Source organism: Thalassolituus sp. (genome assembly GCF_034111725.1).
Classification (GTDB): Bacteria; Pseudomonadota; Gammaproteobacteria; order Pseudomonadales; family Oceanobacteraceae; genus Thalassolituus.
This window is the reverse complement of sequence record NZ_JAWUWR010000005.1, coordinates 1-24911: the sequence shown is the minus strand read 5'-3', so window position 1 is coordinate 24911 and position 24911 is coordinate 1. Positions and strand designations below refer to the sequence as shown.

At 46.5% G+C, this 24911-nt stretch carries 21 protein-coding genes and 1 riboswitch; of the genes, 8 read left to right on the top strand and 13 right to left on the bottom strand.

The genetic code is table 11. From position 1 onward, the window contains the following. Nucleotides 1-450 (top strand): paraquat-inducible protein A (locus UXZ23_RS01020; protein WP_320818803.1); only part of this gene is annotated, 450 nt, incomplete at its 5' end. 77 nt (nucleotides 451-527) lie between these two features. After that, complete coding sequence (locus UXZ23_RS01015; RefSeq protein WP_320818802.1) at nucleotides 528-857, top strand: peptidylprolyl isomerase; 330 nt, start codon at nucleotides 528-530, stop codon at nucleotides 855-857. Between the two features lie 26 nt (nucleotides 858-883). On the opposite strand, the gene UXZ23_RS01010 is transcribed toward UXZ23_RS01015, so the two are convergent. The 5 genes from UXZ23_RS01010 to UXZ23_RS00990 all read right to left on the bottom strand — a co-directional run bounded on the left by UXZ23_RS01010 (nucleotide 884) and on the right by UXZ23_RS00990 (nucleotide 3912). After that, on the bottom strand, nucleotides 884-1288 hold the full coding sequence (locus UXZ23_RS01010; protein WP_320818801.1) for a hypothetical protein: 405 nt from the start codon (nucleotides 1286-1288) through the stop codon (nucleotides 884-886). Nucleotides 1289-1348: 60 nt separating this feature from the next. Next, complete coding sequence (locus UXZ23_RS01005; protein WP_320818800.1) at nucleotides 1349-2026, bottom strand: hypothetical protein; 678 nt, start codon at nucleotides 2024-2026, stop codon at nucleotides 1349-1351. 138 nt (nucleotides 2027-2164) lie between these two features. Beyond that, complete coding sequence (locus tag UXZ23_RS01000) at nucleotides 2165-2560, bottom strand: hypothetical protein (RefSeq protein WP_320818799.1); 396 nt, start codon at nucleotides 2558-2560, stop codon at nucleotides 2165-2167. A gap of 72 nt (nucleotides 2561-2632) precedes the next feature. Then, entirely contained in the window at nucleotides 2633-3700 is a 1068-nt protein-coding gene (locus UXZ23_RS00995) for a peptidase M42 (RefSeq protein WP_320818798.1), read from the bottom strand. 32 nt (nucleotides 3701-3732) lie between these two features. Next, complete coding sequence (locus UXZ23_RS00990) at nucleotides 3733-3912, bottom strand: hypothetical protein (RefSeq protein ID WP_025264769.1); 180 nt, start codon at nucleotides 3910-3912, stop codon at nucleotides 3733-3735. A 146-nt stretch (nucleotides 3913-4058) separates the two neighbouring features. Next, nucleotides 4059-4159, top strand: a riboswitch (yybP-ykoY riboswitch). 82 nt (nucleotides 4160-4241) lie between these two features. Here UXZ23_RS00990 and UXZ23_RS00985 point away from each other — a divergent pair. From UXZ23_RS00985 to UXZ23_RS00975, 3 genes are all read left to right on the top strand, one after another. Beyond that, complete coding sequence (locus UXZ23_RS00985) at nucleotides 4242-4859, top strand: TMEM165/GDT1 family protein (protein WP_320818797.1); 618 nt, start codon at nucleotides 4242-4244, stop codon at nucleotides 4857-4859. Between the two features lie 124 nt (nucleotides 4860-4983). Continuing rightward, nucleotides 4984-5637 carry a 2OG-Fe(II) oxygenase gene (locus tag UXZ23_RS00980; RefSeq protein WP_320818796.1) on the top strand — a complete coding sequence of 218 codons (654 nt, stop codon included), beginning with the start codon at nucleotides 4984-4986 and terminating at the stop codon, nucleotides 5635-5637. A gap of 101 nt (nucleotides 5638-5738) precedes the next feature. Beyond that, nucleotides 5739-7367 (top strand): methyl-accepting chemotaxis protein, encoded by a 1629-nt coding sequence (locus UXZ23_RS00975; protein WP_320818795.1) that lies wholly within the window; start codon nucleotides 5739-5741, stop codon nucleotides 7365-7367. A gap of 3 nt (nucleotides 7368-7370) precedes the next feature. On the opposite strand, the gene UXZ23_RS00970 is transcribed toward UXZ23_RS00975, so the two are convergent. The 6 genes from UXZ23_RS00970 to dtd form a co-directional block, all read right to left on the bottom strand. Continuing rightward, nucleotides 7371-10487, bottom strand: a complete 3117-nt coding sequence (locus UXZ23_RS00970) for a CusA/CzcA family heavy metal efflux RND transporter (RefSeq protein WP_320818794.1) — start codon at nucleotides 10485-10487, stop codon at nucleotides 7371-7373. Beyond that, nucleotides 10480-11865 (bottom strand): efflux RND transporter periplasmic adaptor subunit, encoded by a 1386-nt coding sequence (locus UXZ23_RS00965; protein ID WP_320818793.1) that lies wholly within the window; start codon nucleotides 11863-11865, stop codon nucleotides 10480-10482. Before UXZ23_RS00965 ends, UXZ23_RS00970 begins: the two co-directional genes overlap by 8 nt. Next, nucleotides 11858-13207: a TolC family protein gene (locus tag UXZ23_RS00960; protein WP_320818792.1), complete on the bottom strand. Its 1350-nt coding sequence runs from the start codon at nucleotides 13205-13207 to the stop codon at nucleotides 11858-11860. The genes UXZ23_RS00965 and UXZ23_RS00960 overlap by 8 nt, the downstream gene beginning before the upstream one ends. Before the next feature lie 85 nt (nucleotides 13208-13292). Then, a complete protein-coding gene (locus tag UXZ23_RS00955) occupies nucleotides 13293-13688 on the bottom strand; it encodes a CopL family metal-binding regulatory protein (protein ID WP_320818791.1) in 396 nt (131 codons plus the stop codon). A 64-nt stretch (nucleotides 13689-13752) separates the two neighbouring features. Further along, entirely contained in the window at nucleotides 13753-14127 is a 375-nt protein-coding gene (locus UXZ23_RS00950) for a SirB2 family protein (protein WP_320818790.1), read from the bottom strand. A gap of 101 nt (nucleotides 14128-14228) precedes the next feature. Beyond that, the gene (gene dtd / locus UXZ23_RS00945; RefSeq protein WP_320818789.1) at nucleotides 14229-14663 is read right to left on the bottom strand and encodes a D-aminoacyl-tRNA deacylase; all 435 of its coding nucleotides are present in this window, start codon (nucleotides 14661-14663) and stop codon (nucleotides 14229-14231) included. Nucleotides 14664-14801: 138 nt separating this feature from the next. On the opposite strand from dtd, the gene UXZ23_RS00940 reads away from it, so the two are divergent. The 3 genes from UXZ23_RS00940 to ntrC all read left to right on the top strand — a co-directional run bounded on the left by UXZ23_RS00940 (nucleotide 14802) and on the right by ntrC (nucleotide 18009). After that, entirely contained in the window at nucleotides 14802-15332 is a 531-nt protein-coding gene (locus UXZ23_RS00940; protein WP_320818788.1) for a DUF4124 domain-containing protein, read from the top strand. A gap of 173 nt (nucleotides 15333-15505) precedes the next feature. Further along, nucleotides 15506-16588, top strand: a complete 1083-nt coding sequence (gene glnL / locus UXZ23_RS00935) for a nitrogen regulation protein NR(II) (RefSeq protein WP_320818787.1) — start codon at nucleotides 15506-15508, stop codon at nucleotides 16586-16588. Further along, nucleotides 16585-18009 carry a nitrogen regulation protein NR(I) gene (gene ntrC, locus UXZ23_RS00930; protein ID WP_320818786.1) on the top strand — a complete coding sequence of 475 codons (1425 nt, stop codon included), beginning with the start codon at nucleotides 16585-16587 and terminating at the stop codon, nucleotides 18007-18009. The genes glnL and ntrC overlap by 4 nt, the downstream gene beginning before the upstream one ends. 55 nt (nucleotides 18010-18064) lie before the next feature. On the opposite strand, the gene UXZ23_RS00925 is transcribed toward ntrC, so the two are convergent. Both UXZ23_RS00925 and UXZ23_RS00920 read right to left on the bottom strand, forming a co-directional pair. Further along, nucleotides 18065-21109 (bottom strand): DUF6701 domain-containing protein, encoded by a 3045-nt coding sequence (locus tag UXZ23_RS00925; protein ID WP_320818785.1) that lies wholly within the window; start codon nucleotides 21107-21109, stop codon nucleotides 18065-18067. Nucleotides 21110-21159: 50 nt separating this feature from the next. Beyond that, on the bottom strand, nucleotides 21160-24911 hold a 3752-nt coding region (locus tag UXZ23_RS00920; protein ID WP_320818784.1), incomplete at its 5' end, for a DUF6701 domain-containing protein.

Genomic DNA, 24911 nt, shown 5'->3' with positions numbered 1-24911 from the left:
TACGGTATTTTGTATCCAGGTGTTACCGAACCCATCATGACGATTACCGCGACCGCCAGCTTATTCGGCATGAAGGCACAGCTGTTCCATGAAACTCGCTCCATTTGGGAAACCGTCGAGACCTTACATAAACTCGGCTATACCGGTGTTGCAGTATTAATCGTGAGTTTTAGTATTGTCATTCCCGTCACCAAAGCATTAACCATTTTGTTCACTTGGATGTATCCAACTGAACGTCGCTGGCGTTTTGTTGCGGCGATTAGCAAGTGGTCGATGGCGGATGTGTTTGTGGTCGCAATTTTGGTGGCCTTTTTCACTGCGCAATCCACGGCACAAGTAACGGCTGAATTACTACACGGTTTTTACTGGTTCGCAGGATTTTGCTTACTATCGATTGTTTCTGGCCAACTACTGGCATTGAGTAAACTGCAAAGCGTTAGTTCACGCTAGTCTTCTCGATCCTGTTGTACGCAGGTTATCCAGCATTGGTCTATGCTTAATCAGCTTAGACTTTTCTGGAAGCCGCTATGACGACCGTCGCACTGCATCATATTTTGCTTAAAAGCCCGTTACTGGCCCAAGACATTATTAACGAATTGGCCATTGGCGCGTCTTTTGAAGACCTCGCCAGCAATCACTCGGCATGTCCTTCAAAAAATCGTAAAGGGTTTGCTGGGCAACACGAACTCGATCAGTTACCTGAAGCTTTATATCAAGCGTTAAACGCAGCAGATGGCAGCCAAACCTATCTTGGCCCTATCGCTACACGCTATGGCTATCACATTGTAAAAGCGCCAGTACCGCCGTTAAGTGGCCGTACTCGCGTAGATGATCCAAACGCGACCGCTGCCGAATAGCAGCGGTGCAAAGACAGTTATTTCGTTTATTTCCAGCTAGCGGCTTTCATTTCACCGCGAGCATGAATTAGCCCCAATTCTAAAAAGGCATCTTGATCGCGCTTATTAAGCACACTTAAACGATGCGGATACAAATCATCCTGTAAGAAACGATGATTATCATCACGACCGGTAAACTGCGCATCGTAATATAGATTTTCAATATCAGGCGTTGCCGCTTTATCACCAAGCAACACATCTGCGGCTACTTCCAACAAGCTCAATTTGCGCGGGTTTTGTAGATCTTTCATCAGAACTTGTAGCTCATCATTGGCAGAAGCCATTGCATTAACAAAACGCTCAACATCAGCTTTATGACTAGCGTAGTAATCCGAACGGACAACATACACATCGGCAATCACTCGGCGTGCAAACATAGTAGAAATGATCATACGCGCCCCTTCCACGGAACCTCGATCACCAGTGCCAACACGACGCCCTGACGTGATACCTTAAGCATCAGAAAAAATCATAAACGACGCATCAACATCAGGCAGAGATAACGCCGCAACGGGCGAGTTCTCGCTAGCGGTTAAATCAGGAAGCCAGCGCACATTCACATCATTCATAGACAATCCTGCTTGGCCCAGCAAGGTCGTCATAAAATCAACGTGAGGGCCATAGGCTTGAATGGCTATGGTTTTACCCTTCAACTGACCAACCGTCATAACGCCGTTTTTACTGACCAGCGTGTCGCCACCGCGAGACCAAGTCAGCTGATAGATAACGATCGGCTTAGTGCGCTCATCTTTATTCAGCAAATCAATCGCCTGATTACACATGCCAACGGTGCAACGCAAATACGGTGAGTTTCCGGCTAAATAATCCTCAATCTGACGGTCAAAGTTATCCTGCAACACCAGTTCAACATCTAAACCTTGCTTAGCAAAAATACTGTTGGCTTGGGTACGCGTCGATAAACCATTGCCCAGCAACGTAATCATGTCGCCGCCCCAAGTAATCATAGGGACTTTGATCGGACCCGTGGTTTTAACCGGCATAACCGGCGTATCGATGCGGTCAACTAATGGCGTAGGAGAAATGAAATCCGGCTCAGCAGTGGCATACGAAGCCAATAGCAATAGAGCTAAACATAGACGCTGAAAAGGCATCCTGAATTGTTGCAACACTTTGATTTCCTTTACAAAATAGTAGTTATAGGTATGAGATACACATAAAATTGGCAACAAAAGCCAAAGTTCTAAGAAATCACCTTATTTATAACCCGATAGAATAATAATAATTGATTAGTATATCAATTTAATGGTTTATCGGTTGTCCTTGGACAATACCTGAATTAGGGCCTGAGTTGCCTCACTAAATCCGTAAACTCGGTCAACAATTGTCGCCTTTCGACTAATAATTTCTACCTGATGATGCTGCGTACAAAAAAGTAGGTGTTCTTCATCAGCATCCAACTGAATATCCGAGTCAGAAACCGAGAAAACGCCCAAGTCGCCGACATCATCTCGCTGCGACATCCAAGGACTGAGATCACTCAATATTTCAACTACAACAAAAGTCCGTGGAGCCGATAAAAAGTCGCGCGCCACCTCATAAACAAGGTAATGCGGCGACACGCTATCTCCATGAGCAAATAGAATACAGCTACTGGCGTGCGGCGAATCATCGACAACGGGAAAGTCAGGTAGAAGCTTGATCATAACGATCTCGTTAGAGGTGCGGCCTAATCGACGAGACCTAGGCCGCAAACATCAGAAAAATTACTAAGAGAACTATAAGCGGCTCGGCATATTTACACCACCCAGACGACACAGAACCGCTAAGAAAGCCTCACAGGCAAATAACGAAGCACTCTCATTCATGGTGTGATAACCCGTTGTCGGAATTTGCAGTGTTGTGCCATCCACCAGCCCACCGGAGGCGGCAATAATACGCCCCATTTCGGTACTGCCCAGCGACTTGGGCGCTAAGCCTTGCATACTGAGCTGCTGATTTTGATTAATGATGTACTCGTCTTTGTATTGATAACTAACACCCAATAGATCGCACGTCGCGGCTAACTGGCTGGTCATCGACTCGCTAAACTTAGCGTTAGCATCCTGATGACGTAATACCAGCGTTTGCGCTCGGGCCGCGTTTGTATCTGGGAATGGACTAGTGTCCACCACCACCAGCTGGTTAGTAGAACCACCGAAACGACGGAACCACTCCAGCAGGTAGCGCCAGCTACGACCCGCCTCTTCTTGGGCTGTGAAAAAGGCGGTACCTTGAAAGCCCAACTCAAATAAATAAACCAACATAGCAGCCGTTAGGACGTTATCGAGCTGACCCGTTAAGCTATCGCCGTCGTTACGCAATTGATCGCGAAAGGCAACCGGCGTACCCGCGACAAGATGACTCATACCGGTTAATTCAAAAATTAAGTTGTTACGGTATGGACATACATAAGTACCAGAAATCTTGCCGCTACCGCGATAAGCACCAGACCAAGGCTCATAGGCGAAGACGTCAACATCACCGAAGCGGTCAACGATCATCTTTATCAGTTCTTCCGATACCGAATTTCCCAGCAAATCAGAACGACCGCCAGAAACAAACGCTGCGTACTGGAATTCATTAGGGCCGGTACACACCAACCCATGACGGTCGATATGCGCAGAAAACATCATAGAAAAGGGATCGTTGCCTTGAGCAACGAGTACCCCCTCGTACCAGGTAACATTAGCTCCACGTTCTTCCAGCTCACGCTGCAATACGCGGAAAAAAGAATGCTCCGCACCAACCACCGACGGGCTGCGCACTAAGCTTTTAAGAATGTCTTGGAAAGCGTTACCTAGCACTACAATCTCCTACTAGCAAAAAGAGCGGAGATTTAGCGTGCCTCCGGCTCATCAAAATAATCTATATCCATACCTAAAAACTCGCGAATGCGGGCTTGCTCAAGTATGCGTTCAGCGCGACGACGCTTTTTATCGTAATCCGCACTTTTACCTGAAGGTTTGCGCGAAGGCGCTTCATCTTCGTATTCATCATGTTCTACAGGCAGAGTCATCGTACACCCCCACGGGCTTTCCCACTAATTGAAACGCGCGCATAGTTTCATTGCTGATTTCTGCGGTAAATCGAAAAAATCTTATCTTGTAGATCAAAAAAATTGTATCTACCGACTCGCATTCAAATCAAACTCGGGTACAATTGTCCCCTCTCTTGGGGGAGTAATCTGCCGCTACCATATTCGTGGTGTTTGCATCAACATAATTGAGCCTCATGCTCATGGTGTAGACGTTCTGTAAAAGAATTGATGAGACCTAAGACAAATACTCGATTTCAGGGCGACATCGGGCTATTTGTCTTTGGTTTAAAGTCGCCCGAGGTATCCCAATGTCAGACCTAATCAATACCGGCTTAACCCTGGCCGAGCACTCTGCTTCACCGTTTTTAACCTCTACACTGGCTGTTGCTGTCGCTGAAATAGGTGACAAGACACAGCTTCTATCTTTACTACTGATTACCCGTTTTCGTAACCGTTGGGCCATTATCGCTGGCATATTACTCGCCACAGTGATCAATCACGGGCTATCTGCTTGGGGCGGAGACTGGCTCGGGAGTCGAATCAATGACTGGCTTAGCAATGGCACCGGCGAACTTATCCTTGGCATCAGCTTTTTATTGATGGCAATTTGGGTACTTATCCCTGACAAAGCCGACGAGGATGAAGACGACCTGTCACGCTGGGGCGCATTTGCCGCAACCACTGTATTATTCTTTATTGCCGAGATCGGCGACAAAACACAAATAGCCACCGTATTGTTGGCTGCTGAGTTCCAATCTATGTGGTGGGTTACTGCGGGAACAACCCTAGGCATGTTGATTGCCAACGTGCCCGTGGTAATTTGGGGAAATCACCTAATGCAGCGACTGCCTCTTAACGCCGCACGTTATATCACCAGTGCAGTATTTTTAGCACTGGCAGCATGGAGCCTCCTGTCGGCCATATAACCATTAAGAAGTGCACTGATAACCATCAATTTTTTTTGCTGTACCTAGCACAGGGTTTCCGTAAAAGTCCGCCCCCTTCCGCAAAACCGGAAGGGCGATTTTCAAGCAGATTTCAGGAGCACCCGTGCATTCATTTGATTCATTTTTTGAACCGCCATTTGAACGGATCGCGGAAGATCTATCGCATCGCGGCTACTCTGTTATTGACTGCGCTCTACCCGACAACATGACCTTGCAACTGGCGCAGCGTTTACTGCAACTGATTCGTCAGGACGACGATAGTATGCAAGTGGCTGGCATAGGGAGAGGAGATCAACACTCACAGAACCGCTTTGTGCGCCAAGATAAAATCCGCTGGCTAGAACCGGGGGATAAAGCTGAGAAAGCTTGGCTCGAGTATATGAGTGAGTTGCGAATCCATCTAAATCGTCGACTATTTCTTGGACTATTCTCTTACGAAAGCCATTTCGCTCACTATCGACCCGGCGCCTTCTACAAGAAACATTTGGATGCCTTTCGTGGCCAAGCAAATCGCGTGTTAAGTACCGTGCTGTACCTAAACAATCATTGGCAAACCAGTGATGGTGGTGAATTGGTTATGTATAACGAAGACAATCAGCTTATTGAAAACATTACTCCCGCCTATGGGCGTTTAGTGGTGTTTTTGAGTGAAGAGTTTCCCCACGAAGTAAAACCCGCTCAACGTGATCGCTACAGTATTGCCGGCTGGTTTAGGGTAAATACCAGCCACAACGATAAAGTCGATCCGCCGCGCTAAACGAGGGAGGTACACAATATTGCAAAGCGCAGGTTGGCCCACTTGTCGCCATTGGAATGTCGTCTATGCTGAAAAGACATCTGACGCACCGGAGCCTCACAATGAATTGGTCGAATTTAAGCTTAGCGCACAAGCTGCGCTTGCCGATCGGAATCGTCGGTATATTGCTACTGGTACTATCAGGCGTACAAATTTCGACGCTCAATAGTCTTAGTAACGATGCCGCCCATATCGAGAAAACCTATATCCCCGCGCTCAATCTTACCTTGAACGCCGATCGTGATTTGTATCAAGCTCAAATTGCGGAACGCTCTATCGCGCTGGGCATCCATGCGAAGAATTTTGTCGATATGCACAGTGCCAATCTCAATCAAGTCCAGGACCGTATCAATAAGGTGCGAGCCCTTGAAGTCACTCCCGAAATTAAACAACAAGTCGACAAATTTTTAGCAGCCTATAGTACATGGCGTCCAAAATCCGAAAGGCTAGTAGCCCAAGCTATGGCCGATCAAGTCAGTCTAAATAATGCAACAGAACTTAGTACTAATGCTTTAGATAAAGAATTCGAAAGCATGCGTAATCAACTGGATAATCTCGGCGAGATGATTAAGACAGCGGCTGATTCTCTGCATAAACACAATATGGCGACGAAAGAATCAAGTTTATCAGTCATTCTATTACTGGTTGGCATTGCACTAGCAATCACTTTATTTATTGCCATTGTCGTACCCAAGCTGATTATCCGCCCCATTAATAACCTTACCAGAGTGCTCAACGGCTTAGCCGACGGTCGCGGCGATCTAACAGCGCGCTTACCAGTCAGCGGCGATGATGAAGTTGGTCGCGTCGCGAAGAGCTTCAACCGTTTTTTAGAGCGAATGCAGACTTTAATGCGTAATATTCAGCACATTGTCGAAGACGTAAGAGAATCAAGCGCGCAATTAAAATCAGGTGCTGATGAAGGCCAAGCACTTAGCAAACAGTATGCAGCATCTATGGACATGGTTGCCAATGCGAACCGCGAAATGGCTGAAGCAATTCAAGAAGTAGCTCGTACAACCGTAGAAGTATCAGAAGAAGCCAAAGAATCCGATACAACAGCGAAAGCCGTAGCGAATCAATTTCGCAGTGCGGTCACTGATATCACTGCACTTGCAGGCAGCGTTAACGATGCATCTAGTGTCATTAAAGATCTGGAAAAAGAAACCGTTAATATCGCTTCAGTATTGGATGTAATTAAAGGCATCGCAGAACAAACTAACTTACTAGCGCTTAACGCTGCAATTGAAGCTGCCCGTGCCGGCGAACAAGGGCGAGGGTTTGCGGTGGTTGCCGATGAAGTACGTACACTCGCCGGAAAAACCCAGAAATCAACGGGCGACATTAATACCATGATCGATAAATTACAGTCAGGGGTTGATCGCGCGGTAAATTCAATGAAAGGTGGCGAAGAAAAAGCAGAAGGTACAGTAACCAGTGCACGCGAGTCAGAAGAACAAGTGAAGCAAATATCTGCGTCATTAATTCGTATTACTGACCGTATTCTGCGTGTGGCATCGGCCATCGAAGAACAAACATCAGTAATTAACGAAATTAATGGTAATTTATCCAACGCTCGAGATCTGAGTAAAACAGGTCACGAAAGCGCTGAAAAAATTACCGCGTCGGTTGGCAAGCTCAATCAACGAGCAGAAGATATCAATTCACAAATTAGCAACTACACCTTTTAATAACTAAATTTGCCGACGTCGCCACAAGAAATACAGCGCTGGTAGCAATACTAACGTTAGAATCAAAGCGCTCGCCGTTCCTCCAACCATGGGAGCGGCGATTCGGCTCATCACTTCCGACCCCGTTCCACTGCCCAACATGACGGGCAATAAACCAATCGCGATCGTCAATACTGTCATGGCGACAGGACGTAGACGCTGCCCCGCACCTGTGAGTACTGCTTGCCGCAACTGCGCTTCGGTAATAGGTCCTTGTTCTGTTTTTAATGCGTCCCACGCTTGATTTAAATACATCAGCATAATCACACCAATTTCAACCGCTACCCCGGCTAAGGCGATAAAGCCAACACCTACCGCTACCGACAAATTAAAATCCAATGCCCACAGTAGCCAGAGACTCCCAGTTAAAGCCAACGGCAAGGTTAATAAAATAAGTGCAACTTCAGTTAAGCTACCAAATGCCATGAATAATAAAATAGCGATAATAGAAATGGTTAGTGGCACAACATAGCTGAGCTTTTCTTGCGCGCGCTGCATATATTCATACTGCCCAGCCCATTTTAATGAATACCCTGCGGGTAAAATCACTTCACTATTGGCTAAGGCTTGCTGCACTCGCGCTTGCGCATTAGCAACATAGCTACCGACGTCGACGCCGTCGAGATCAATAAACACCCAACCAATCACCTGAGCATTCTCGCTTTTGATCACCGCCGGTCCTGCATCAATTCCAATATCAGCCAATGCACCTAAGGTGACTAACTGACCTGTCGGGGCAACAAAATACAAGTCGCGTAGCGCCTGTGGCGAATCACGAAATGCCTGCGGGAAACGCACATTAATACTATAACGTTCCACACCCATAATGGTTTCACTAATTGAGCGCCCTCCGACCGCTGTTGCAATAACATCTTGCACATCAGCGACTGTCATTCCATAACGTGCCGCATCACTGCGACGAATATCCACGGTTAAATAACGTCCCGATGAAGGACGTTCAGCATAGACCGATGCCGTTCCTTCAACGTCGCCCACCACGCCTTCAAGTTGTGCGCCTATTTTTTGAATTTCATCAAGGCTCGGCCCTGATATACGTACACCCACTGGGGTTTTAATCCCCGTTGCGAGCATATCAATACGCGTACGAATCGGCTGTACCCACGCATTACTCAAACCCGGAAATTGAATTAATTGCTCTAATTCGCGGCGCAATGATTCGGGCGTCATTCCCTCTCGCCATTGATCCCGTGGTTTTAATTGAATAAAACTTTCAACCATAGTCAACGGTGCTGGATCAGTAGCGGTTTCCGCGCGACCTATCTTTCCCAATACCGTTTCGACTTCCGGCAAGGTACGAATCAATTGATCGGTTTTTTGCAATATTTCCCGCGCCTCACCCACCGAAATCCCCGGATAGGTGGTTGGCATATACATAAGATCACCTTCATCTAAAGGCGGTATAAATTCAGTGCCTAGCTGAGTTAATGGCCACCATGCCGTTGCCGCTAGCAGCACACAACCCAAAACGATACGGCGAGGAAAACGTAAAACCCAGCGTAATAGCGGTTGATAAATCGCGACTAACCCTCGATTAATTGGGTTTTCTTGTTCTGAGCGAATATGGCCACGAACAAAATAACCCAACAACACCGGCACTAGCGTAATCGCTAATATTGCAGAGGCACCCATGGCGTATGTTTTAGTAAACGCGAGAGGGGCGAACATGCGCCCTTCTTGAGCTTCTAAAGCAAAAACAGGGATGAAACTCAGAGTGATAATTAATAGGCTAAAGAATAACGGCGGCCCAACTTCCTGCGCCGACCGTACAACAATCTGCCAGCGATCCGCCTTATCATCACTTTTCTCTAAATGTTTATGTAGGTTTTCGATCATCACAATAGCACCATCAACCATAGCACCAATGGCAATCGCAATACCTCCTAGGGACATGATATTGGCATTGATTCCCTGCCACTTCATGACAATAAATGCCGCCAAAATAGCCACAGGCAAACTCAGCACAACCACCATGACGGAACGCAAATGGAATAGAAATAAAGCGCAGACCAAGGCAACGACGATAAATTCCTCGCCTAATTTTTGCCATAAATTATCTACGGCCTTGCCAATTAACCGCGTACGGTCGTAAACCGGAACAATTTCAACACCCGCTGGTAACGAGGGTTTAATAGCGGTTAATCGTTCTTTAACCGCTTCAATGGTGGCCTGCGCATTTTCACCAAAACGCATAACGACAATACCGGCGGCGACTTCACCAAGGCCATCCAACTCAGCAATGCCACGGCGAGGCGCTGGCCCTTGCTGTACGCGAGCGACATCTTTAAGGAATCGTGGTGAACCGTCCGCTCGTACACCTAAAGGCACCTCCAGTAGATCGGCTTCTGAGCGAATCAATCCGGTTGCGCGAATCATATATTCGGCCTCGGCTTGCTCGATAACCGAAGCACCAATCTCACGATTTGAACGTTGAATTGCGGTGACTAAATGACTCAGTGGGATTTGCTCTGCGGCTAACGCAATAGGATCAACGACCACTTGATATTGCCGCACCATGCCGCCCAACGACGCAACTTCGGATACCCCCTGCACTGCTTGCAATTCATAGCGCAGAAAATTGTCTTGTAAACTGCGTAAATCGGCTAACGAATGCTGACCGCTAGGGTCGGTTAACGCATAAATATAAACCCAACCGACACCCGTCGCGTCTGGGCCTAACTGTGGCTGTACACCCGCTGGTAGAACACCACTCAACTGACTTAAATATTCTAATACGCGGCTGCGCGCCCAATACAAATCGGTAGAGTCATCGAATAAAACATAAACGTATGAATCGCCGTAAAACGAAAAACCGCGCACGGCATGTGCGCCCGGTACCGACATAAGCGCGGAAGTTAAAGGATAGGTGACCTGTTCCTGCACGACTTCCGGTGCTTGCCCAGGAAAGCGTGTTTTAATAATAACCTGCACATCCGATAAATCAGGAATGGCATCCACCGGCGTGCGCTGTAATGAATACTGCCCAATCGCAATCAGCATGGCGGTTAAAATTAATACCATAATGCGGTTTCTAACCGACCAAGCGATAATCTGACTAATCATGATTCATGCCCTCATGATTCATCTGCGAATGGTCCACACCCTCAACATTCATTTGGCTATGATTCATCTGCGAGTGATCCATCTCTTCGTGGTTCATCTCTTCGTGGTTCATCCCCTCATGATTCATCTGAGAATGATCCATTTCTTCACTATTCATTTCGTCCACTGCCATCGCCTTTTCGTAACGCTGTAGATCACTCGCCACTGACGATTCTGAATCAATTAAAAACTGCGCATTGGTAACAACGAGATCACCAACTTCTAACCCTGAACAAATTTCTACCCACTGAGCATTGCGCTTACGTGTGGTTACCGCGATAGAACGGAAATGACCTTGACCATCGGCTAGTACAACTCGCTGTTGATGCCCATCATCAATTAACGCAGAGGCTGGAATCTGTAATGACTCTTCCTCGGCACCACGAATATCGGCCCGAACATATTGCCCATCCAGCCAGTTAAGCTGATCGTTCGTCACCTCAACGCGTGCCACTTGGCTGCGTAGTTTTCCTTCTTGTAGCGGATACAAAACCGCAACATCAGCAGTCACGCTGTGTCCTTGGGTATCGGTTAAAATAACCGCGTCCTTAATTTGAATACGCTGTTCTAAACCAGGCGGAATTTGTATTTCAACCCACAAGGCATTCGAATTCACTAAGGTCAGTAATTTTTGTGTCGGCATAATTTGCGCACCAGGGCGCAAGGTCAGCTCTTGGATCACGCCATTTTGTGGCGCTAGAACCGTAATTTCTTCCTGTAATTTGCGTTCACGACGCAATTCTTTTAACCATTGCGGCGACATATCTAAAGCCAACAAACGAGATTCTGCCGCTGCAATTAATCCTTTTTGACCGCTGCGCAGCGCGCTTAAAAACTCTTCTTGGGCGCTAATTAAACGCGGGCTATACCAAGTGAATAATGGCTGTCCGCGAGTCACTTGTTCGCCGACAGAAAATACAAATTGTTGCCGCACCCAACCTTCAGCACGCACTTGCACAACCTGTGATTGCTCGGGGTTAAAGCGAACGATAGCGGGTAAGATAAGTTGATCTTGCCAAGCACGCACTTGGGCTTGTGCTGTAGTAACGCTGAGTTGATTTTGTAATCCCGCATTTAACGTTACCGTGCCTGCCGCCTGATCTTCGGAGGCTTCGTCATACACAGGCACTAAATCCATACCCATAGGTGATAAACCCGGTTCACTACGCCGGTAATTAGGATCCATCGGCGCTACCCAATATAAGGGCTCTTTACTCTGCTCTTGTGTTGCTGAACTGGCGGCCAAATTAGTTTCAGTTTGCGAACGCTCTAACAGCATTCCTGCCAAGATGCCGACAACACCAACGACGGCGGCAATCACTAATGTCAATTTATTCATAAGATGCATCCTTTAATTCTGCCGCTAAATAAAAGCCCAACCACACTTGGCTTTGATGCCAATCGCGCAGCACATTTAAGCGTTCTATATTGCCGTTTAATTCATCCATTTCAGCACGGATGACTTCAGTAAAATCGCTATCATCATTGGCATAGCTGGTTTGTACGGCTTGTCGTTGCTGTTCTAGTTGCGGCAGTAAACGTTGATCGTAAAAGTCCAACCGTTGACGCTGTAACTGTGAACGCTGCGAGATACTGTCGGCCTGACTTAATAGATGGCGTAATATCTGTTCGCGCTCCGCGGCAAGGGCTTCACGCTCTAATATTTTTGCTTTAGTCGCATGGCGAGTACCGCCTTGAATCGCCCACGGCAAATCAACGCTGACACCGAGCGATACAAAATCAGCCCTATCATCACCATTCATGTCATCGCCGCGATAACCATAAGCCGCATTCAATTGCCATTGCGGTGCTTCATCTTCACGCGCCAACTCAACCGCAGTATCGGCCGCTTGCTCCAGTGTTTGACGCAACAAAATAGCGGGGTGTTGTTCGATTTTGGCGATGAAATCTTGCGAGGTTAGGGTTATTACCTTCGGCTCGTCGGTTAACTGCAGAGGCATTTGTTGAACATCGGCAGGCAACCATTCATTGAGACGAGCACGAGCTTCAATGCGTGTCTGCTTCAACGTGAGTAATCGCTCACTCAAACGCTCCAACTCCAAATCTAAGCGCAAGAAATCTTGAGCACGAGTGTTGGTGGCATTGCCGTAGCGGCTCAGCACGACACTGCGCAACTGACGAAAATGCGCTTCGTGACGCTGCACAAGTTTTTCAGCTTCGGTCGCGCGTGCGATATCGAGCCACAGCAAAGCACTGTCGCGACGTAATTCGGCACGACGTAACGCCAATGATTCGCCTTGAGCACTGGCTTGCTGAGCACTCTTTTGTTGCTGTAAATAAACGCTATTACCGCGCGGTAAAGCTTGTGACAGGGTTACCTGCATTTGCGTCATCGGTTCTTGGGATAACGAGAAACTATCCAGAGGCACATTCAACATGCCAACACCTAAACGCGGTGCCGACCAATACCCTTGGCTTTGCTGCTGTGCGCGTAAACCTTGCTGACGTAACTGATAGCTAGAAAGTTGCTGGTCATTATCCAGCACCAATGTCTGAACTTGAGTAAGCGACAAGGATGTCTGTGGCGACTGAGTTAGCTCCGTTGCTTGCGCGCTGGCGCTTGGCAACCAAACAATACTCAGTATCACAGATAGAAAAGTGCGAAGAGCTAGTCGGGCAGCACGCTGAGATGTGTGCTGATATTTTACTAACGGTTTCATAAGGTCGTCCTAAATAATCTTACATTCGCCACCTCTGCGAACCGACATGACGTATTCGCAGCTGTAGCCGAAAAAGCAGAATTAATTAGGCGATAGGAGGACGTTGCAGCGGCGTAGAATAGCGCAAAATCGGAGTGGCAACCCAAGAGAGATAATAAGAGCGCTGCCGATCAGCCTGCACAAAAGGCAAGACTGGTGGTAGTAAAGATGCCCCTAGGGCCGAAGCGCAGCACAAACAGTTTGCAGCGCAATCACCCGAACTGTCATCAGTAGAATCAGCAAAGTTACCTTGCATATCATGGCTAGCCATTTCTTGATGGTGGCATGGATGTTCGTTGCCCATGCCGGCCTCCATTGCTTGTAAACTTGCTTGCTGCGCCGCCATCATAGCGGCACATGGTTGAGCTGCGCGCACACTTGCACTCAAGGTGGTAAACACCAAAAGTAGAAGTAAAAATGTTGGTAATGTGCGCTTACTCATAAGAAGCTCAGTAAACAAAAACGATAAGGCTAGCAACAAGGATATAGGAACCTTATCAGAGCCCTTACATTAACGCCAACCAAGACATCACACTATGCGCCTTAGCTGCACCAAAGATGTACGCAAAACTGACCAGCGCCAAGATAAAGGCTTTGGTATTACCGCGCTTAATTGCAACCGTACCGAAGCCGATATAAGCAATCAAACCGGCGACTTTTGCCGTTAACCAGTGATCAGTCAGTGGATACTGAGAAATCTCAATACAAAGCCAAATGGCAAACACAATTAATAAGGTATCAATTACATGAGGAAGAATCTTAAATAGCTTATTCGCTTTTAATGCTGGGCTCATACGGAACATAGCAAAGCGAACAATGAAAAAAAGGATCGAAAGGTAAGCCAGTCCTACATGGGAGTGTTTCAATGCTGAGTAATCCACAATACTTCCTTAATCAATGAATAGAGTACGAGCTAAGCTCGATGTTTATTAGTAGTTCACTAGCATAACAAGAACGAGAAATTGCTACAGCCACTTAAACGCTATACTTCCAGCCAAAACGTCACCGGACCATCATTCTGCAAGCTCACCTGCATATCGGCACCAAACTCACCGATTTGCACCATAACCTTCTCGCTGGCCTTCTGACAAAATAATTCATACAACTGACGCGCATGTTCGGGCGCGGCAGCACGCGAAAAACCTGGTCGTGTTCCTTTCTGAGTATCTGCCGCCAAGGTAAATTGCGAAACCACTAATAACTGCCCCTGAACGTCTAAAAGACTCATATTCATTCGCCCTTGTTCATCAGCAAAAATACGGTAATTCAGTAGTTTGTTAAGCAAGCGCTGCAGAGTCACTTCGTCATCATGCTTTTGTACCCCCAACAGCAAGACGATTCCGGCTCCGATTTCACCGATGGTGACATCATTCACATCGACACGGGCATGACGAACACGTTGCACTAATCCGATCATTATTCTGCTATCTTGAGTTACCTGACTATTTGCCGACTGAGGATAGCCGGTTTTATACTAGGGCAATAGCTTTTAACCGTTACGCTCTTAGCATACTGTTGGATTTATTCCGCTCGCGGTGACACAAGGAAATTGGATATGAAGCCACTAATCTACTCAGCTTGCATCATTTTAAGCTTTAGTTTTACTGCAGCTCATGCAGGTACCGAGGTGTATATGAGCATGGATGCCGAAGGTAATGTGATCTTTAGTGACATGCCGAGTGATGATTCTCAGCGTCACGAGGTTAGAGAGCTACCGTCTTTACCCGCATTTAATCCTGAACCACCACCAACTCCCGAACCCGCCAAACGCACAGAGGCAGCATTCAGCTATACCAGTCTTGCAATTGTAAGCCCGCGCAACAATGAGCCACTACCCACCGGTGCTGCGGGCAATATCGAAGTCAGCGGTGTACTAAGCCCGGGGCTGCGTGATAGCGATAACTTAGTATTACTAGACAACGGCGCAATTATCGCCAAAGGGCGACAAACCTCATTCAATTTGCAGAATCTCGACCGTGGTGAACACTCCTTGCAATTGCAAGTGCGCAATGCCGATGACGAACCTCTAATTAGTAGCAATCTCGTAGTGCTACCTGTCTTTCGAGCATCCTCCCTATCCCGATAGGCCCAAAATAGTGCATAACTTTTCCATATCGCACCATTATGGATCCACTCTTGTACGGATAAATCTGTCTTTGGGCTAGTTAGCAGCACTAAAAATCTCTAATCGCGCTATCATTGTGCATTCACTTAAGATGGCTCGTTTTTTGCCTATATAGGGCAATACGGAGAACTTCTATGCTGGCCAGCGCGATCATTAATCAACGATTACTCGAACACCTGAATACTGGCGTATTACTTTTAGACGCCGACTTAATCGTGCTCTACATGAACCCTGCGGCTGAAGCCCTACTCGAAATGAGTGGCAAACGTGGGGTCGGCGTCCCTTTTACGGATCTCTGCATTGAAACCGACGAATCCGCTTCCGCATTAGAGCAATCAGTCATCACCGGGCACTCCTACACAAAACGCGAAACCATTATCAAACTGCACAATCAGCAGCATATTACACTCGACTATAGCGTTAGCCCGGTTGCTCACCCCGAGACTCGCCTGCCGTCACTCCTGATTGAGCTGCAAGGTCGCGACCGTCTAACGCGTATTAGTCGCGAAGAACAATTGATATCCAAGCAAGAAACAACGCGTTCCCTTGTGCGCGGTTTAGCGCATGAGATCAAAAATCCGCTTGGCGGCATTCGTGGCGCAGCACAATTGCTAGCACGCGAACTGCCAACAGAAGAACTTGGCGAATACACCAATATTATTATTGAGGAAGCTGATCGGTTACGAGATTTAGTTGATCGCTTACTTGGTCCGCGCCAGATTCCAAAACAAGAACAAGTGAACATTCACGAAGTTTTAGAACGCGTGTGTCAACTTATCGAAGTGGAATCCGACGGCGTCATTCTTATTTCCCGCGATTATGATCCATCTATACCCGAGTTCGAAGCCGATAAAGGCCAAATGATTCAAGCCTTACTTAATATTTGCCGCAACGCCATGCAAGCGATGCTTGAAAACAAAGAACAAGCAGAACGTCCGATGTTAGTGCTGCGCACGCGTACTATTCGCCAGTTTACGATCGGTCATCATCGCCATCGTTTAGTGGCACAAATAGATATCATTGATAATGGACCCGGCATTCCAGCAGCGCTGCGTGAAGACCTATTTTATCCTATGGTCAGCGGTCGCGCCGAAGGCACGGGACTGGGATTGTCGATATCACAATCCATTATCAATCAGAGCCAAGGCATTATTGAATTTGTTAGTGATGCCGATAAAACCACATTCTCTATTTATTTACCCTTGGAACCTTTATGAGCACTGTCTGGATCATTGACGACGATAAATCCATTCGCTGGGTACTGGAAAAAGCCCTACAACAAGCGAATATTACTACCCGCGTATTTGAACAGGCAGAACCCGCCCTAGTGCAATTACGACGTGAACATCCGGATGCCATCATCTCTGATATTCGCATGCCCGGCATGGATGGCTTAACTCTGTTAAAGCATGCAACAGAAGCCCATCCAGATTTGCCCGTTATCATTATGACCGCGCACTCCGATCTTGAAAGTGCCGTATCATCATACCGCAGCGGTGCTTTTGAATATTTACCCAAACCATTTGACGTCGATGAAGCGGTTAGCTTAATTCAACGAGCCATCGCCCATTTTGCCGAAATCAGTGCTCAATCCCCAGCGATTGTCGATGATGCGCAGACACCAGAAATCATTGGTGAAGCGCCCGCAATGCAAGAAGTTTTCCGAGCTATTGGTCGTTTATCACAGTCCAACATTACTGTACTCATCAACGGTGAATCCGGTACAGGTAAAGAATTAGTGGCACATGCTTTACACAAGCACAGCCCTCGCTCTGCCGAACCGTTCATCGCTTTGAATATGGCCGCAATTCCAAAAGATTTAATCGAATCGGAATTGTTTGGTCATGAAAAAGGCTCCTTTACGGGTGCAGGCGGTCAGCGCCGCGGACGCTTTGAACAAGCCAATAATGGCACGCTATTTCTTGATGAAATTGGTGATATGCCATCAGATACACAAACACGTCTATTGCGCGTATTAGCTGACGGAGAGTTCTATCGCGTTGGCGGTACAACACCGGTCAAAGTGAATGTGCGAATAATCGCTGCGACCCACCAAAATTTAGAAACCTTGGTAAAAGAAGGTCGTTTCCGCGAAGATTTATTCCATCGTTTAAACGTCATTCGTATTCATTTACCGCGTCTTGCTGATCGTCGTGAAGACATTCCCAAATTGCTTACTCACTTTTTAAAGCGTGCTGCTGAAGAGTTAGAAGTAGAAGTAAAACAATTACGCACAGAAACCGAAGAGTTCTTAAGCTCCTTAGATTGGCCAGGTAACGTTCGTCAGCTCGAAAATACTTGTCGCTGGATAACAGTAATGGCATCAGGCCGCGAAGTGCTTGTCAGCGATTTGCCACCTGAGCTACTAGACCAGCAAACCAGCGTTGCTACTTCTGGCAACTGGGAGCAAAGCCTACGTTATTGGGCAGATCAACAGCTTGGTAATGGTACCGATCACCTATTGGATACTGCAGTACCCATTTTCGAACGGATTATGATCGAGACCGCTTTAAAGCATACGGCAGGACGTCGACGCGATGCCGCCAACCTACTTGGCTGGGGTCGAAATACGCTGACTCGCAAAATAAAAGAGCTGAACATGGACTCAGGTAACGATGATGACGACAGGGAAGATTAAGTTCTAACGGCATCAAAAAGTTAAAAATAGAAAAGCCGACATAATGTCGGCTTTTCTATTCTCGAAGTTCCTTCCGATAAATCACTCGATTATGACCACGGTATACCCCAAAACTGACTATGCCACTGGCATCTTCAAAACTACCATTATTGTCATAGTCTCCCTGTAACCAAATGGGCGTTGTATAAGTGATGATTGCTTCTCCTGTATCGGGCGTTCCAGCTACCGATGGTGGTGCCTGCAGTAACAATCCAGACGTACCACTAACACCGCTAGTCACTACACCGGAGCTAGTATCCACTTGCGTTAATGTCGTTGGACTAACGCTTGCATTAACCCCCGAATAGTCGGTGCAAGAATCGTCGGTATTAACCCGATAACGACTGCCATCAAAGTATTCAACTCGTAATGGCATAATCACATCTAAGGTTTCCGGCCCATAGGTGTCTTCAAGCCACAGGCGTCCAAAGCGTACATCCATATTAGCCAGCGGTGTGAAGGTTAATGGACTGGACGGCATGGCAACACCATCGCTGTCAGAAATATCAGTGATACTCATTAAAATATCGGGAGTAAAACTATTGATTTCCGCTCGCGCCTCATGAGTATAAGTGAAAATATCTAATGGGCTAAAGTCGTAAGTTAATTGACCAAATGACGAGGTTGTTAGCGACCCAGAATTCAAAGTACTGATAATCGATAAAGGTACTGCTCCACCATCAACCGCGGAGTTATCTGCGCTGATATTAGCTACATTAATATCACCCACTGCTAACTTCAAATAAGCGGGTGTCGTGTAATTCTGGGTGGTGACATTCACTGCGTTCTTTGCGGTTATTGTTAACTGCGGCGCAACCAACCAAGTAATATCCTCGCCACTATAACTAAACGGAGCAGATGTACTGCAATTAGCCGCTAGAGCGCCGTTGTCAGTAACCGATGTAGTAAAATGATTCGGATAAAATCGTCCAATTGGCTCACTGCTAAATACACCAAGGTTGTAACCAAAATAGCTCGGCGGTGTCACATCAAAGCGAAATACGCCAACCTCACTTTCGCTAATAGAAACACTGTGCGTACCCGCCGCAATAGCGCCATGATCATAGCTAGTGGGGGTAACTGACCCAGCAGAATTTGCTGGCGATGGCGACAATATAGCTGCGCTTAAGCCAACACCTATCGCACTATAATTGGGCGTACTGCTATTGCCAGCACAAAAATCCGTATCACCATCAAACTGCCAAGCCACCGCCTGTACGCTAAGAGAAAATGCGGTTCCTGCGGTCATAAATTTAGGACAACTAGCATCACCAGCAGAGCAAGTCGTCGTTGCACTTACACACATCCCCGCAGGACGACTGACAAAGGTATCGTTTCCTGTCATGACGAGCCCAGCATCCGCACCGCTACCGCTATAGCTCGCATTCACTTGCACTTGCCCTGCGTCAGCATAATTAACGGTAAGCGTCGATGCTCCGGTTGCATCAAACGCCAACGAAATCGGCGTAGCGGTACCCGAGCTACCACCGATAGAAACACCATTTACTGCTACTGGCCAAGAGACCGGGCGCACTACTGAATTTGGGCTGATATAATCTGACCAAACATCGAGAGATTTAGTCACACTGGCAAAGGCAGGAATACAGGCTTCACTAGCATCGCTCTTTTTGACCGCTTGAATAGTAATTCCCGTAGTACCTTTTACCGCCAAAAAATCAGGAATCGAAAAGACAAAGCCAGAATCAGCAAAAATCATATCGCAAGATGAAGAGGCCGTGCCGCCATTGATAATGCACTGCGTTGCATTATCCGCAGCTGGCGTGGTGGACGTTGCCCCCAAAGTAACCGTACTTGCGGTTGCTTGGCGCAATGATACATTCGCAGTACCGCCCGAAATCGTTACCGTATCAGACCCCGTCCAACCGCTTGGCGTTAGCGTAACATCAACATCATCAGTATAAAGCGTCGAGCAATCTGCATTTAAACAGGCCTTAATCTCAACATTTTGAGCAGTACAGGTGAGCGCCTGATCACTAAACGTCAATAAATAATGATCTACGGTATTCGGTACTGCAGGGCTACGATAACCAACAAAGACTTCATCAATGTGCCAAAAGTCATTGTTGATACTTCCATCTATTTGGTGAAAGCGCAGTTTAAAATTCGCATGATAAGCAGTAGTAGGTAAGCGCGCATAATATTCATAGGTGTCACCACCCGCACTGCCGGATCCTAAATACGTACCTATCCGTTGCCAAGTACCATTATTCAATAGCATTTCTGCATGTAAATCGTCACCATAACTTGGCCACTCACTGTAGTAATCAGAGCCGCTGCGTATCCAAAAACTCATCTGTACAAAGTCATAACCGGATAAATCAATCGCTCGTGTGGACACATATATCTCGCCACTGCGAGTATACATACTGCGCGTTCCTACGCTCGCGATTTGCGTTCCAATAGAGGAAGCGCTACGGCTATCCACTTTACTAATAGACCAGTCTGTAGTTCCTAGAGCAGCACGTTCAAAGCCATCATAAAATAAGCCGTTAACTACAGGCCCAACGTCATAATCCGTTACGGTTACATCATCGATATGCCAATAGTCGTGATCATTACTGGTTCCATCTATTTGATGAAAACGCACAGCAAAATTAGCGTGCAACGCATTGTCGGGTAGTGCGGTTGAAAAATTATAGATATTTCCGCTACTGATACCGGGACCTTCAAACAAGGCAACGCGCTTCCAGCTGCCATCACTTAAATAAATATCGACTTCCAAGTCATCACCAGAACTCGGGCGCTCACTGTAAGAATCAGAACCCATACGTATCCAAATAGATAATTCAGAAAAATTAGAAGCCGATAAATCAATAGCGCGGGAAGTAACATAAACAATACCGCCGCGTGTATACATGCTGCGGGTGCCTGAATTAGAAACAGCAGTGCTAATGGCTGCACTAGCGCCAGATTCCACTGCATTGACTGTCCAGTCGCTGCCTAACGACGCGCGTTCAAAATCATCGGAAAATACTACGGTCGCTGCGAACGCCTTCGGCAAAAGGAGTAAGCCAAGAACCAAATAAAGCACTCGAACCATAGTAAATAGACTCTTTAATGTATTAGCTGATTTTGCTAATTACTCGTATATTAATTTCGGATTTCACGCCAATAAATAACTCGATCATTACCCCGATAGATGCCGAAGGTAGCTGTTGCTTCAGGGTTCTCGAAGCTACCATCACCGTCGTAATCGCCTCGCAACCAACTTGGAGCGCTATAACGAACACTTGCTTTACCCGTATCCGGAACACCGACAACATTCACCGGAGCAGACAACAATAAACCGCTTGACGGTGATATTCCTGAAACGAGAGTTCCACGGGATGCCGCCACTTGTGTCAACGTTGATGGAGTCACGACGGCATTCACGCTATCAAAGCTCGTGCAGTCATCAACCTCATTAATTCGGTAGCGTGTACCGTCAAAAAATTCTGTTCTTAGAGGAACCTTCAAATCTAATGTCTCCGGACCGTATGCATCCTCCAGCCATAAACGTCCAAAACGCATCGAAACATTACTTAAGGGAGTAAAGTTGATAAGAGAAGATTTCATACCAACTAAGTCACTATCGGTAACAGAGGTAACCGATAACGTTAAATCAGGAATAAAAGGTGCGACTTCAGCTCGCATTTCTCTGGTATACGTAAAACTATCTAGCGCACTAAAATCGTATTGTAACTGCCCAGGAGCCAAGACATTTAGAGAACCTGTCGTGAAAGAAGACGCTAGAGATAAAGGTATTGAATCGGTCCCCAGTGCCGCACTATCTGCTGTTAACGATCCTAATACTATATCCGCTGCTGTGAGCTTCTGATAACCGCTTAATGTATAGTTTTGTGTTGTACCACCGAGGGCATTATTGGCAGTGATAGTAAGCTGAGGTGAAACGAGCCAACCAAAGCTTTCGCCTGTATAGGTAAATGGCGTAGCGCTACTACAGACAGCTTCCATCGAACCCACATCACTTGCTGATACCGTAAAATGGTCCGGATAAAATCGACCTACAGGCTCACTATTAAAGGTACCCAGTGAATAACCGAAATAACTTGGTGGTGTAGTAGAAAACCGGAATACGCCGACTTCACTTTCGATTAAAGCAACGTCTTGTGCACCGCTTGTGCTAGCACTATGGTTGTAACTATTCGGACTCACCACTCCCGGGTTATTTTCGGGTACCGGAGACAGTATCGTAGAGCTAATGCCAAGACCGGTTGCACTGTAGTTAGGTGTACCACTATTTCCAGAGCAATAATTTGTATCACCATCACTTTCCCACGCAACGGCCCGAACCGTTAAATCAAAGTTTGTGCCCGCCGCAACAAACTTAGGACAGGAATTATCCGCAGCGCTGCAGGTTGTAGCAGTAGATACGCACATTCCAGCTGGACGACTGACAAAGGTATCGCTCCCGCTCATAACAAGACCGAGATCATCACCCGAACCACTGTGAACAGCATTAAGTCGTAACTGACCAGCATCTAAATAATTCGCTGAAATCGTGGCAAAACCGGTCGCATCGAAACTTAAAGACAAAGGAACAAGCGCTCCCACTGTCTGCCCAACAGCGAGAGAATTTACGCTAGCCGACAATGACGCTGGACGCCCAGAAGCACCTGGCGAGATATAATCAGTCCAAAAACTCAGTGTCTTAGTCACATTCGCAAATGCAGGGACACAAGCTGTACTACTATCTGATTTCTTAACCGCCTGAACGCCTATACCAGAAGCACCTTTCCCAGCAATAAAATCGGGAACATCGAATACAAAGCCAGAATCTGCAAAAGTAAGATTACAGCTACTCTCCAACAGACCAGTATCTATAGAGCACAATGTTGGATTTAAAGCCGCTGGGGTTATTGAAAGTGCAACTAAAGAAACCGTGCCTGGGCTGGTATGGCGTAATGACGCAGTAGCCGTCCCACCAGTGATAGTGATGGTATCTGATCCGACCCAGCCACTAGGAGATAAAACTGCATCGAAACTATCAGTGTAAAGCTCAGAACAATCCGCGTTTGCACAAGCCTTAATAATCACATCTTGCGGGGAGCAAGTAAGCGCCGCAGAGGCAAAATCTAATTCAAAGTGATCGAGAGTAGCAACAGGCACAGACGTATCTACCGTCGCAATAATAGGACCTAAATCCCAGCCAAGATAAGTCGCATTAGGTATTTGTTTATCCACCACCTGACCTAAGGTTACTCCCGCAAGATCACCATCAAATTGAAACTCATCAGTGCGGACGTAAGACAAATCATAATTAAACACGTGAAGCGTACTATCCCCTACTAAGAAGTAGAGTTGGGATTGTTCATAACCAATTAAATATTGTAATTTACTCGTAAGCGTTGCGCCCGCCCAACCAACGGGCCCTGTTGGAAAGACTGTTTTGGTTGAGTTTATCGATAAAGTACCGCCAGGATAATTGTAATAACTCAATGTACCATCATTATCCAACCACAATGAATTGTTATCACCCATAGCCAAAACACGGGTGTTGTTAATTAGGCTTTGGCCAGTATTTGGGCCATTATACATAGTTAATGGATAAGAAATTCTAAAAATATAATAATTATCATTGTCACTATAATAGTAACCATAATAATTTCTCAAGCTATCTGAAGGATTGACAAAATTTATCTGAAAATCTTCCATAATATCTCGGGATCTGGTCAGCGAACTACCATTTCCAAGCGTATTTTCAGAAGTAGCTAGCGCAGTCCAAAGGTTATTGCTTGTTTCTTTATTATTACCATCTCCTACTATCTCATCAGGGAACATATTCCGTAATTCCCGATGAGGGCGAACGTCATAGCGCAAACTTGGGTATAACTCTTGTCCGTAAACAACTGGCCCAGAATTAATGCGAGCTTCTTCCGCCCAACGAGATACCTGAGTCCAAGTATAAGAGGTTGCAGCAACGGGCACTCTATCGCCAAAGTCAGGATTAACAAACGCAACAACCGGCCCTAGATCCCAGCCTAAATAGTGAGCAGTTGGAATATTACCATCGACCAAATCGGCTAGTGTCTGCCCGGCCAAGTCGCCATCAAGTTCCAATTCATCCGTACGAACATACGTCAGATTATAATTAAAAACATGAACGGTATTATCACCTTCTAAAAAGTATAATTTAGCCTCTTCATATCCGATCAAATTACCTATTTTACTAGCAACAGTCGCACCAACCCAGCCTGAAGGACCTGAAGAAAAAATGGTGTTACCAGAGTCGTAGCCGACCCTGCCTGTAGGATAATTGTAATAACTTAGAGACCCGTCATCGTCCAACCAAAGCGAGTTATCATCACCCATTGCCAAAAGCTTAGTACTCGTTAACAAGCTTTCACCGACATTAGGACCATTTTGCAATGTCAGAGGATAAGAGCTACGAAAAACATAGTAGGTTGAGTTATCTGAATAATAGTAGAAGTAGTAATTACGATCACTCAACGATGGATCAACGAAATTCATATGAAAATCTTCCATCAAGTCGCGTGCACGAGGCAGTGTTGCGCTATTACCGATAACATACTCCGAGCCAACAATTGCAGTCCACAAATTATCACTCGTTTGCTTATTGTTACCATCACCAACAATAGCAGCTGGGTATACATTACGTATTTGCTGATGAGGTCTAATGTCATAACCCTTATTTGGAAAAAACTGCTGTTGATAACGCACTCTCGTTGGCACGACAGAACGACCATCTTCCTTCCAACGCGATACTTGCGTCCATGTATATTCAGTCGGTGGAGTAGACATACCCATAACACACAGCATAACCACGAATAAAATAATGCAACGATAGAGAAAAAAAATGTGCGTTTCATTTAGATCACCGG